We start from the raw sequence: 12,682 nt of genomic DNA, 5'->3' as shown, positions 1-12,682 counted from the left end.
TCGAACCGATGCAAACCCGCCTGATGCGTGTCATTGCCATAACAGCACGTGTTATAGAGTCCAGCTCATTAAGCACCGTCACCCTTGCCCTTCTCCCGCTTGCGGGGGGGCAGGGTTCAAAGCCTTGTTGTTTTGATGGCGAGCAGGAACAGATGTTCAGATATTTTTCCGCCCGTAAGCCTCAATCGTTGCGGCGATATCTTTCAGCGGCAAAATGGTATCAACGGCGCCCAACTTGACTGCCTCTTTTGGCATCCCATAGACCACACAACTTTTTTCGTCTTGTGCGAGTGTTTCAGCACCGGCATCATGCATTTCCTGCATGCCGATGGCACCATCATCGCCCATACCGGTCATGATGACGCCCAAAGCATTTGCTCCTGCGCATTTGGCAACCGATCGAAATAATACATCGACGGACGGTCGATGACGATTGACCGGTGGCGCATCCAGAATTTCGACGTGATATTGCGCTCCGCTACGTTTGACGAGCATGTGGCGTCCACCCGGTGCAATCAATGCTCTGCCATTGATCAAGCGATCCCCATTTTTTGCTTCTAACACCTCAATAGAACAAATCCTATTCAGACGTTCGGCAAAAGCCGCCGTAAATTTTTCAGGCATGTGCTGCACAACGACAATACCTGGGGTCGTCCGGCTCAAGTCCTTAAGGACGACCTCCAATGCTTGCGTACCGCCGGTTGAGGTTCCAATTGCTATAAGCTTATCGGTGGTGACTGACATGGCTGCGCCAGTTCTAGCTTCAAATGCAGGAATTGCCTCACTGATCGTGAGCTTGGCAGTTGGATTGAGGGTGTTCATGGTCATTGCTTTGATACGCCGCATATCGACCATGGCGGCCGCTTTTACGGCTTGCACAATATCGCCGGAATCTTGCTCCAGAAAGCCCTTTAATCCCGCTTTAGGCTTTGTGACGATAGATACTGCACCGGCAGCTAACGCTTGCATGGACGTTGCTGCGCCTTTTTCTGTCAGCGTTGAGCAAATGATGACTGGAGTAGGTCGTACAGACATCAATTTTTTGAGAAATGTGATGCCGTCCATTCTAGGCATTTCGACGTCTAATACAACAACATCAGGCCAGCGCTGGTTCATTTTATCCATCGCAAATATGGGATCAGGTGCAGCAGCGATGACTTCAATGTCGGGATCACGACCGAGCACGGCAGTCAGAACCTGACGCACCACGGCCGAGTCATCCACCAACATTACTTTTATTTTTCCGCTCACGGTACCATCACTTTCTCAACGTGTTTGACCCACACGTCACCTGACCATAAATCAAATATCACATTCCTATGTCCCACGCCACCCATGTGTTCACGCCGCACTGAAAAACCATGCTCCGAGAGTAAGTGTCGACCCAACTCGATATTTTTATCAGACACCGTAAGCTCACCGACATTTTGCGAAGGAAATTGATTTCCGCCACCAAACATCTTGACTTCATAATCGGCCGGATGGGTACGTGATTTTTTTATTTCTTTCAAAAATAACTGCACGGCATCTTCCGCATACCGACCGTCCAGATGCGCATGTGGCGCTCTTCGGCTATTTTTGGGCAGCATGTAATGACACATCCCACCTATCCGTAAAATCGGGTGCCACAAAGTTATTGCCACACAGGAACCTAGTATAGTACGGATACGGGTATCACTGTCGCCGAAATAGAAATCTCCGGGTTGCAAAAAAATATCAATATAAAAAGAAGGAGCTTCCATACCAAAAAAATCACTTTACTTGAAAACTTTGGTGGTGCAGAGATCGACGAAAAACAAAGCCTATTTTGAAAAATACCATTAAATTAGGCTCCATTGCCGGTGAAAATTTGCATCCATTAACAAAGCAGATCATTACAGCTCTGGCGCATAAGATGTCCCTATGTGCCATTCTGTTATGACAAGAAAAACTTACATTGGCCGTTGGTAGATGGAGGGACTCACCATTTTCAGGCTCGTATTTAAGCCATTTAACGTCTCGGAGTGACTAATAAAAAAGTAGCCGCCAGGACGCAATTTCTCGACCATTCTTTGTACTAATTTTTGTTTTGTTTCCAGATCAAAATAAATCATGACATTGCGTAAAAATATTACGTCCAACAAACCAATGTCTGGTAATGGCTCGATTAAGTTGAGGGACTGGAATTTTACTTTTGATCTGATGACGGGATCGATCAGAAAAAAATCTTCAAATTCATCACGCCCCTTCAAGCAGTATTTTTTTAATAAAGGGAGCGGTATCTTTTCTGCCGCAGACATCGGGTATAAAGCGCGAGCTGCTTTCTCTAAGACCTTCGTTGAAATATCTGTCCCTAAGATTTCCCAGCCATCGCCGCGGAAATACTCGGCCAGGCACATGGCAATCGTATACGCTTCTTCACCGCTGGAACTCGCCGCACTCCACACGCGAAGGCCACGTTGCCTTGCGTATTGTTCAAAAACCACCGCTTTTAAAAAGTCGAAATGCTTAGGCTCGCGAAAAAAATACGTCTCATTAGTTGTCAATAAATCAATAGCAACCGTAGTTTCATCCTCGAAACCAGGTTTGCCGAGCAATGCAAAATAATCCGTATAGTTAAGCAAACCACGCTTACGCAAACGCTTATCGAGTCGCCCCATGACCATCGCTTGCTTGCCATCGTTGAGCGCGATCCCGGTGCGCTCATATAAAAACTGAGATATCCATTCAAACTCGATTTTTTTGAGCGGCTGTATCGTCCCCGGACCCAAAGTATTAGCCTTCATACTCCGACTCCGACTCAGTATTAGTGCTTGTGGCAGGTTCCCCGCCATCGAGCATAGAACTACCAAGAGCGACCATTTCTTCCACCGACAATACTTGCGCTAAATTGAGAACAATAATAAAGCGACCATTGCGTTTTGCCATGCCGCTAATAAAGTCTGCACGTATTTTTCCGCCGAACGCTGGCGGTGGTTCAACGTCGGCATCCGCAATGTCGATGACTTCATTCACTGCATCGACCATCACGCCGATGCTTTGTGCCTCGACTTCACTATCCTCGTCTTGTACTAATTCAATAATGACGATACTGGTGCGACGCGCAACGTTGGTGATGCCGCGTCCAAATCTCGCGGTCATATCGACCACTGGAACCACTTTGCCGCGTAAATTGATCACGCCACGAATAAAGCTCGGCATCATTGGCACTTCAGTCAATTCTCCATATTGAATGATTTCTTTGATATGGAGAATTTCCAAAGCATAGACTTCGCCACCCAATACAAACGTCAAATATTGAGAACTTCTTACGGTATTTTTAGCGTCTGCGCCATGAACGGACGCAACATGCTTTTTGGCATCGATAATCGCGCCCATGTCACACTCCTAGAAACGTTCAAATTTGGCTTCATCAATACCGCTTGATGAGACCATGCGTCCGCGCTTACTCAAATTCGACGATGGTCTGTTCGACCTGACTTCTGCCGTATGTGCTTGATGGCTTTCTTGTGAAATCTTGAAGAAGGCAACGAGCTCTTTAAGTTGCTCAGCCTGGCTGGTCATCTCTTCCGAGGTTGCTGCCAATTCTTCACTAGATGAAGCATTTTGCTGTGTAATCTGATTCATTTGGTTCATCGCAGTGTTGATTTGCGAAACGCCAGCCGATTGTTCCTGCGATGCGGCTGCAATTTCTTGAACCAGATCGGAGGTACGTCCAATGCCTGGTACGATTTCATCAATCAATTCACCGGCGCGTTCTGCTGTCTTCACGCTGCCACCGGCAAGATCACCGATTTCTCTGGCAGCGACTTGACTCCGTTCTGCTAATTTGCGTACCTCAGCGGCAACGACCGCAAAGCCTTTGCCATGTTCACCGGCGCGCGCCGCTTCAATCGCCGCATTCAATGCCAACATATTGGTTTGGTAGGCAATATCATCGATGATGCCAATTTTTGAAGCAATTTCCTTCATTGCCGACACGGTATGTTTCACCGCAACACCACCTTCACTTGCTTCTTTAGCAGCTTTCCCGGCAATACCGTCAGTTACTTTGGCATTCTCTGCGTTCTGGTTGATACCGGCGGCCATTTGTTCGATGCTGGCACTGGTTTCTTCGACGCTAGCCGCTTGTTCACTAGCTGCCTGTGATAATGCCTGAGAAGTTGCACTAACTTGTTCCGATGCATTGGATAAGGCATCGGTCGCATTAATCACGTCTGTCACAATTTGCGACAAGCGTTCTACAGTTTCATTGCTTGCTGCTTTCAAGGCACCAAACGTGCCTTCATAATCACGATCAATCGTTTGTGTTAAATCACCCTTAGCAATTGCTGCTAATACGCGTAACACCTCGCTGAGGCCTTCGTCACTCGTCGACATCAAGCGATTGATATCGGAACTTAGCTTGCCAAAGAAGCCAGTTTTGCCATCTTCAATAATACGGGTCGTAAAGTTGCCTGCAACCGCTTGTTCAACGATATTGCCAACTTCTTTCTCGATGGCCACTTCGGCGGTTCTGTCCACCCACTCAACCACGCTACCGAGACGCTCACCCTTGTCACTCATGACTGGATTGGCTGAAAGGGCAAAGGTACGCACGCCGACGACGATCTGGGCTTTATGGTTGCTCGTAAAGTTCGCCAACATCGCTTTTTGGTGTGCCGGGTTTTTATGGAATTGATCGATATTCGATCCCATCAATTTTGAAACATTGAAATTTGGTAACACTTTACGAATATCCGATTCTGCGGCCTCTAGCATCTCGATGATGGATTTATTGGCATAAATAATATTACGATCAGGATCGGCAATCATGACATTGGTCGCACAATTATCGAGCGCGATTTTAATACGTAAATTTTCTGCCGCAAGTTTTTCTGCAGCTTGTTGAGCTGCTAACTGTGCCGTAATATCCGCCCACTCAACCACACTACCTAAGCGCTCGCCAGCGTCATTAATGACGGGATTGGCAGATAATGTGAAGGTGCGTCCACCAACATTGATCTGTGCATGGTGGTTAGAAGTGAACGTTGAGAGCAATTGTTTTTGATGCGCCGGATTTTTATGGAATTGATCGATATTTGAACCCATTAAATTGGCAACAGAAAAATTCGGCAACGCTTTTTTGACATCGGATTCAGCCTCAGTCAACATGCTGACAATCGACTTATTCATGTAGATGATATTTCTATTGACGTCCGAAATCATCACATTGGTGGCAACATTGTCCAGCGCGATTTTTATCCGCAGGGTTTCTTGTGCGATTTGTTCACTCTCTTCGATACGCGCGCGGATATTGCCCACCATCGCTGACAAGTTAGCTGCAATACTGGAAATATCGTTATCACGTAATTCTAATGATGCTGAAAAATCTCCTGATGCGACCCGATTGGCATACTCTACGACATCGGTAGGTTCCTGACCGATTTGGCGAATGATTGTTTTGATCATGACCCAGGAAAGGCTAACGACTACGAGCAACATGAGCATGCAAGCGCCTACGGTTTGCATGCGTTGTGATTTGAGTTCTTTATTACGCTCATCGGTTCTTTTAACCAACTCTTTGGTCACTAGTTGTTCCAACTCATGCGTTGAGTCAATAACGTTGGTCAATTTTTGCGTGTAGGCCTGCGGCTCCATTTCAAATTTACTGGCTTCCAGCAGTTTGTCGGTGATTAAGTTAAGGGCTTCTCTGGATCGTGTATTTTGTTCGGATATTTTGGAACTTAGCGTATCTTTATAGACGGAACTAGCCGCAATTAATTTTGAATAATTTTTGTCATTTCTGGCGATATGGTCAGCAATGACAGCGTTGTTAGCGGCAAGTTTGCCACGATCTAGATCAGTGAGGTTTTTATTGGTGAGGGTATCGTAACCAAGCGCTCTGGAAGTACGGAATTTCTCGGTCAATTTCACAACGCTATCGCTTGCCATTGTTGCCAGATAAAAGGTGCCGGCATCAGGACTCAATAGTAAATTTCCGTTATCCGCAGCGGTGTCAATGATGCCAAAAAGTTTATTGACTAACTCGGAGTGTCTGGCACGATTTTGTTCATTATTAAAGCTATCCTGTTCATTCAGAAGTGCCGTCCATGCTTGTTTCAATTGGCTAAGTTTGTCTTCAAGTCCAAGTTCTTGATTTTGCTTGCTCATCGTGAGCATGCCATCCAATTCGTTTGAAATTTCTTGTGAAGTAGCATCACGAGAGGATCGGATATTCTTGTCACCTGTAATCACCCCTTGATTTTGCAAACTATGGCGTTGGACCAATTGCAGTAATTTAGCGGATGGTACCAAAGCATGAGCGCCCATTTTTTCAAAATCGGAGTCATGAATTTCTTGATTGACGGCATGCAAATACAGCACAAACGGCAATCCAAATAAAGCAATCACAAATAAGCCAACCAGCGCAAATTTTTGCCACATTTTTAAGGATTCTAAGAGCGATTTCATTTGCATTTCCTTTCTTCAAATTACGACATATACTGTGAATTGCAGATTTTTATTACAATTCCTGTGTTTGCTTTTTTGGGCCTGGTAATGGCATTGATGAGTTCAGAAGCTTCTTTTGTTCTTGTGCAGAATATAACTGTGTCATTGCGGGAATACTGAGTATCAGTGCTACTTCTCCGCTACCCAAAATAGTGGAACCACCAATACCTTTTACATGATTGAATAATCGTCCCAATGGTTTGATTACTGTTTGAAACTCACCCATTAAGCGATCAACGACCAGCCCTGTTTTATTATCACCATAACCAACTACCACCACATTTTGGCGACGTGGCAATTCACCTTCAATTTCAAAAAAATTTCGCAAGCGAATAAATGGTAATACCTGCCCACGCAGATCCATGTAGTCGAGATCATCACTTTCTTTTGGTAATTCTACGCATTCAATTACATGATCCAGTGGTACGACAAACGAAGATGTACCCACGCCGACCAAAAAACCGTCGATGATCGCCAGAGTCAGCGGTAAGCGTATCTTGATTGTTGCACCTACCCCAATTTCGCTATCAATATCGATACTGCCGCGTAACGAGGTGACGTTGCGCTTGACCACATCCATACCAACACCACGTCCGGACAAATTAGAAACCTGATCTGCCGTCGAAAATCCGGGCTCAAAAATGAGCGCATAGATATCTTTATCACTGAGTACGGCATTGGGTGTAATCAAACCACGTTCGATCGCCTTAGCGAGAATTTTGTCCTTGTTTAATCCACCACCATCATCGCTGACTTCAATAATGATGCTGCCAGATTCATGATACGCATTTAAGCGCAAGATACCCTGGGCAGGCTTACCACGGGCGAGGCGTACGGTCGATGACTCAATGCCATGATCCATCGAGTTGCGAACCAGGTGCATTAAAGGGTCGCCAATTTTTTCAACGACGGATTTATCCACTTCGGTATCGCCACCAGAAATTTCGAGAATAATGTCTTTGCCCAATTCCATGCTGACATCTCTGACCACACGCTGAAAACGACTAAACGTGGTTCCTATCGGTACCATTCTGAGTTGTAATGCGCTGTCACGGACTTCTTCTACTAACCGCATGACTTCACTGGTGGACTCCAGTAAGGCCATATCTGCAATTTTATTCGCGCGTAAATTGGCGCCAGCGCCCGCAATCACTAGCTCGCCGACGAGATCAATTAGTTTATCAAGACGTTCTGCATCGACACGAATACTTTGACGTTCCCGTGCTTTTGAGTCTTTTACTTGTTGTTGTTTATTGAGCGCGGCGTTCAATACGGGTTTTTGCAGCATTTCTTGCTTAACCAATATTTCACCAATTGGCACCAGTGTTGCACTTTCTTCAGACGTAGAATTTTGCCGTCGTTGGCGCTGTAAGCTCAAGCAGCTTTCTAATTCGTTCTTTGTCAGTACACCACTTTTTATCAATATTTCGCCGAGGAGCTCAATATCATCCGGGAGTGAATTGATGATTTCTATATACTCATCGATTTTGCTGTTCGGTGGAACGATACGTATCACGCTATCTTCGTTGACAAACTCAAAGACGCTCTCGATAGCCTCTTTTGTTGCATTGCTCCTTAATACGACTTCAAAGCCTAAGTAGCAAGTTTCGGCATCCATTACATCGGCTTCAGGCAACTCATTACTGATGGTAACGATATGAACCACATCCCCTAAGGTATTGAGGTAGCCGATAAAAGAGAGGGGGTCCATACCATTGCGTAAGCAATTCGGGCCAAAACGCAGTGACAAATACCAATTTCCGGCATCGACTTTGCATCCCTCTGTTCTACTTGTGTGTGTGGGTTCGTCGGACGCATGTTGAATGGCAGAGCCAGTTTCGGAGCCTTGCTTGTGGTCAAGAAAGTATCCCAGTTGAATGTGTAACTCAGCACCAGCGGCTGTCAGCTCAGGGCTGGCGCTCAGGTCGCCGACAGCAATGCGGTCTATCAACAAGCTCAGATGATCGCGGCAGGGCAAAAGTGCCGCAACCAATTTGGCGGAAATTGGAATCTCGCCATCACGTACTTTATCAAGGAGACTTTCAAGTACATGGGTAAAGCTGACGATATGATCTAAGCCAAAAAGTCCAGATGAACCTTTGATGGTATGAGCCGCACGAAAAATAGCATTAATGGCATCTGCAGTGTCGTTGCTATGCTCAAGGCCTAGCAATAAATCTTCCATATCCTGCAGTAAGTCGCGACTCTCGACGATAAACGTCTCCATCGCGGCTTTCATTTCTATATCGAAACTCATTCAATCCTCCGCTTTCAATTGCTATGGAATGCTGTGCTTCAATTACTCATAATGATCACCGGACTAATTGGATCAAAGTTACCGACGGTCTATTGAATTAGGGGGTGGAGAAGCTAATTTAACGCGATTTGAAGATAAAAGAAAGTTGTTACGTCAGAATAATCTGGTCACCAAAACTTGTAGTAACGTTGGTCATTTCCAGAATTTCCAGCACGGGCTTACTATGCATAACATACCGCAGTACTTTGCCTTGACGACGTGCTTCATTCTTCATCAGTATCAGGATTTGCAAGCCTGCGGTATCCATCTCTGATACTTGTGAAAGATTTAACTCAAGCTCACTGTCGGTGTCCAAAAAATTCATCAAACTTTGTTTCTCTGTCGCCGCAGTATAGATCGTCAACTCACCTTCAATTGTCTGGCTTTTCATAGCGCGCCTCTTCTAGGGCAGGATTAGTTTTGACACTGCTGCCAGCATTTGTGCAGGTTGAAATGGCTTGACTACCCAAGCTCTGGCGCCAGCGGCCTGACCCTGCAATTTCTTACCTTCTTGCGACTCTGTCGTCAGCATAATAATTGGGGTGAACTTATAGGCCGCGAGTTTTTTTACTTCCTGAACAAAGCTAATACCATCCATGTTGGGCATATTGACGTCTGAAATAATCAGATGTACTTTTTGTCCTTTGAGCTTAGACAATGCGTCAACCCCATCACATCCCTCGATGACGGTATAGCCTGCACCTTTAAGAGCAAGTCCTACTACTTGCCGAACAGACGCAGAATCATCTACCACCATTACAGTCTTGGACATACGACATCCTCTCATGAAGAATAATGCAACAACTACGCTCAGCCGACTTTACTCTTGTCGAACAAAGAATAATTCAAAAATGGCCTATTTGCAGCTCATTATTTGAGACGCCAAGTTTTACACTGGCACGAAATAGTAGTTACATTATTTCACATACTTAATTTTATAAACACAATTTCTGTGGCAATTCGCATGAAAAAGCCAAAATACAGAGGCAAGAGACCATGTATATCTTACCATCTCACAAATTTTATAGTTATAAAAGCAATAAATTCTTTAAATATTTCTCTATATTAATAAAGAATATCTTGTTGTTTCTGTGCGGTAAATTAAAATGGTAACTAAAAATTTCCGTGGATTTATCCAATAAACGCTTAAGTTAAACGGTTAAAGCGAAGCTTTTTCGGACAAAATCAAAGTCGGCGTTCATTGCTAAAATGAGTTGGGGCGATTGTGCCCCATGTCGAATGATTTCCAGGTGTTGTTGATGTTTCTGATTGACGACATCATGTTGAGCAAAAAAAACATGGCCATCAATGACCATGTTTTTTCGTAAAAGGCTGAATTTCAGCCGATTAAAGTAAGAAATCAGGCTGCCTGCGTTTGAACTAACTGCAAATTTTCGCCATCGATCAGGATGCGACGTGGTTTATAGGCTTCAGGAACCTCGCGCACCAATTCGATATTGAGCAAACCATTATTTAAGCTCGCGGCAACGACTTTGACGTGGTCCGCTAAACGAAAACGATGCTCGAAATCACGTGATGCAATACCACGATGCAAGTAATTTTTCGGTGCATCTTCTTTTTGTTTGCGACCCACAACTTTGAGCGTATCTCGCTCACTTTCGATTTCAATTTCACTACGATCAAAGCCAGCAACTGCCATCGTAATGCTATATTTATCTTCAGCGATTAACTCGATATTATATGGGGGATAGCTAGGAGCGGCATCGTTGCGCTGTGCATCGTCGAACAATTGTGCGAGACGATCGAAACCGATAGCTGAACGGTATAAAGGGGCAAAATCAAAATTACGCATGGTGATATCCTTTTAAAATGAAGCGATATAAATTGAACTAAATAAGCTAAGCGTTTAGCTAGAATTTGCAGACCTCACATGAGCATCTGCTGAGTCAAAGATAGGGTGCATTTTTTTGAATTCAAGGGATTTAATTCAGGTTTTTTAAAATCAAGATAAATAAATAAAATATGGAATTTTATTTGTCAGAGACTCTTGAAATTCCGGCATGCAGTTACAATATCTGCCCGTCGATCACATTTTAAGGAACACCCGTGGCCAAGCTTTACTTCAGATATTCTGCAATGAACGCAGGTAAATCAACGGCGTTGTTGCAAGTGGCACATAACTATGAAGAGCAAGGTCAGCATGTTTGTTTATATACGGCTGCGATTGATCATCGGTATGGGATTGGCAAGGTTACTTCGCGTCTGGGACCTCAGCGAGAAGCTGACGTCTTTGATGCAGAATTTGATTTCTTTAAAGAAGCCCCACAAGTCAATTGTGTGCTGGTTGATGAAGCACAGTTTTTGTCGCCAGATCAAGTTAAGCAACTGCATCAACTGGCACACGTTCGCGGTGTGCCAGTGATCTGTTATGGGATACGAAGTGATTTTTTAGGAGAACCGTTTCCCGGAGCAACGTATTTATTGGCACTAGCCGATACTATTGAAGAATTGAAAAATATTTGCGCCTGCGGAAAGAAAGCCACTATGAATATCCGGGTTGATGGCCGCGGTAAGAGGTTAAAAGTTGGTGAACAAATTGACATTGGTGGCAATGAACGCTATCAACATGTTTGTGGACGTTGCTTTTACGCCGAATAAATTACACGCTAAATCACACACTAAATCACACAAAAAATCATGCAATAAATCACGCAATAAATCACGCAATAAATCACGCGATCTTCACTTGGAATAGTGCCAGACGTTGCAAGCGAACTTTATGGCATCAAAAAGCCGAACCTGTCCGGTAAGACAATTCGGCTTTTTATTTTCTAAAATTAAAGTACCTTCAAAAACTCTGTCAGGTCGCTCACTTCTTGTGGCGTGAACCCTATATTGAACCGCTTATCATAAAAATGAATAACCGCAGGAATATCCGGCGCAGATCCGTTATGAAAATACGGTGCGCGCGCGACCAATGCTCGTAACGCAGGCACCTTAAAGCGGCCAATGTCTTGCCACTGACCAGTCGTCAGCGCAAAGCCAGGATCTGTTGTTTGCACGACTTCTCCGGTTTTGTTATTTTTAAACGTGTACAAAGGCATATCTGGCGTGCGCAAATTCGCGCCTGCTACACCGGTATTAAATAATCGTGGAACGGACTGCGTGCCAACTGCTGGCGTGCTGTGGCAACTAGCACAAGTGCCACGCTGCAAGTTCGTGCGAAGCTGATCGCTAAAACCTGCGACACCGTTAATATTAAATGGCTTAGTATTGAAAATCTTCTCGCCGCGCGCAATTGAGGCACGTAATACATTGACTGCCGTCGGTGCCACCGGAGGTTTTCCTTTCGCGCCCGGGGTCGGTGCATCCAAACTGCTCCAGGACGAAAAGATTGTCATTACATTCGGATTAAACGCAGCACCAGTGACATAATCACCTGCGCTAATGTCGTTGATGCCAAAATAAAAATTACTAGCTGCCAGCGCAACGGGACCGCCTTTGGCCCCGGCATCGGTCAGACTGCCAGCACGCGTACTCGTCAGTTGTGCCGTAAACAATGATTCTTCAAAACTGACAATTGCTCTTTGCTGCGCCGCGGTCAGACCTTGTGGTGATTGTGCGTGCGTCAGTACGGCGGTATTTGCCTGATGTAATAAGTCAAAATCAGAAGTGGCAAAAGATGTCGATGGTTGCACGCCTTTGAGACATAAACCGGATTGTGAATTTGAAAAAGTCTCGCGTCCGTCCCACATCATCGTTGTTTCAAATTTAAGGTTCGTTGTTGGTAGTGGTCGACGGAATAAAGAAAGTTGCGTTGCACTCGCGAAGCCGTAAGGGTCATTGACAGCTGACAATATAAATTGCGCATTGGCAGGTAGCGGCAAGCCGACACGTATTAAACCCTTGGTCAACAGCATGCTATAGGCCAGACGTTTTTGGTCAAGAGTCGTA

Annotated in this window: 10 protein-coding genes and 2 pseudogenes; 1 reads left to right on the top strand and 11 read right to left on the bottom strand. The window is 45.0% G+C overall.

Annotation, left to right across the window (positions count from 1 at the left end; genetic code table 11):
- Positions 1–156: 156 nt before the first annotated feature.
- The 10 genes and pseudogenes from ACO0K1_RS08030 to ACO0K1_RS07985 all read right to left on the bottom strand — a co-directional run bounded on the left by ACO0K1_RS08030 (position 157) and on the right by ACO0K1_RS07985 (position 10,580).
- Positions 157–1,230 carry a protein-glutamate methylesterase/protein-glutamine glutaminase gene (locus tag ACO0K1_RS08030; protein WP_423024622.1) on the bottom strand — a complete coding sequence of 358 codons (1,074 nt, stop codon included), beginning with the start codon at positions 1,228–1,230 and terminating at the stop codon, positions 157–159.
- Between the two features lie 17 nt (positions 1,231–1,247).
- Positions 1,248–1,742: a chemotaxis protein CheD gene (locus ACO0K1_RS08025; protein WP_423024492.1), complete on the bottom strand. Its 495-nt coding sequence runs from the start codon at positions 1,740–1,742 to the stop codon at positions 1,248–1,250.
- 189 nt (positions 1,743–1,931) lie between these two features.
- Complete coding sequence (locus ACO0K1_RS08020; protein ID WP_423024490.1) at positions 1,932–2,765, bottom strand: CheR family methyltransferase; 834 nt, start codon at positions 2,763–2,765, stop codon at positions 1,932–1,934.
- A complete protein-coding gene (locus tag ACO0K1_RS08015; RefSeq protein ID WP_423024488.1) occupies positions 2,755–3,357 on the bottom strand; it encodes a chemotaxis protein CheW in 603 nt (200 codons plus the stop codon). Before ACO0K1_RS08015 ends, ACO0K1_RS08020 begins: the two co-directional genes overlap by 11 nt.
- Before the next feature lie 9 nt (positions 3,358–3,366).
- Positions 3,367–4,338, bottom strand: a pseudogene (locus ACO0K1_RS08010) (methyl-accepting chemotaxis protein); the annotation flags it as partial.
- Between the two features lie 351 nt (positions 4,339–4,689).
- Positions 4,690–5,070, bottom strand: a pseudogene (locus ACO0K1_RS08005) (PAS domain-containing protein); the annotation flags it as partial.
- Between the two features lie 1,414 nt (positions 5,071–6,484).
- Positions 6,485–8,728, bottom strand: a complete 2,244-nt coding sequence (locus tag ACO0K1_RS08000) for a chemotaxis protein CheW (protein WP_423024486.1) — start codon at positions 8,726–8,728, stop codon at positions 6,485–6,487.
- Positions 8,729–8,876: 148 nt separating this feature from the next.
- The gene (locus tag ACO0K1_RS07995; RefSeq protein ID WP_423024484.1) at positions 8,877–9,158 is read right to left on the bottom strand and encodes an STAS domain-containing protein; all 282 of its coding nucleotides are present in this window, start codon (positions 9,156–9,158) and stop codon (positions 8,877–8,879) included.
- Between the two features lie 12 nt (positions 9,159–9,170).
- On the bottom strand, positions 9,171–9,539 hold the full coding sequence (locus ACO0K1_RS07990; protein WP_423024482.1) for a response regulator: 369 nt from the start codon (positions 9,537–9,539) through the stop codon (positions 9,171–9,173).
- Positions 9,540–10,127: 588 nt separating this feature from the next.
- Positions 10,128–10,580 carry an Hsp20 family protein gene (locus tag ACO0K1_RS07985; RefSeq protein ID WP_423024480.1) on the bottom strand — a complete coding sequence of 151 codons (453 nt, stop codon included), beginning with the start codon at positions 10,578–10,580 and terminating at the stop codon, positions 10,128–10,130.
- Between the two features lie 254 nt (positions 10,581–10,834).
- Here ACO0K1_RS07985 and ACO0K1_RS07980 point away from each other — a divergent pair, with 254 nt between their 5' ends.
- Positions 10,835–11,386, top strand: a complete 552-nt coding sequence (locus ACO0K1_RS07980) for a thymidine kinase (RefSeq protein WP_423024478.1) — start codon at positions 10,835–10,837, stop codon at positions 11,384–11,386.
- A gap of 179 nt (positions 11,387–11,565) precedes the next feature.
- Here ACO0K1_RS07980 and ACO0K1_RS07975 read toward each other — a convergent pair whose 3' ends face one another.
- Positions 11,566–12,648, bottom strand: coding sequence for a hypothetical protein (locus ACO0K1_RS07975; RefSeq protein ID WP_423024476.1), 1,083 nt, complete (start codon positions 12,646–12,648; stop codon positions 11,566–11,568).
- Positions 12,649–12,682: the final 34 nt, after the last annotated feature.

This window comes from Undibacterium sp. SXout20W (assembly GCF_049340285.1).
Lineage (GTDB): Bacteria > Pseudomonadota > Gammaproteobacteria > Burkholderiales > Burkholderiaceae_D > Undibacterium.
Note: the sequence above shows the minus strand (reverse complement) of the source record. Positions and strands in the feature narration are given on the sequence as shown.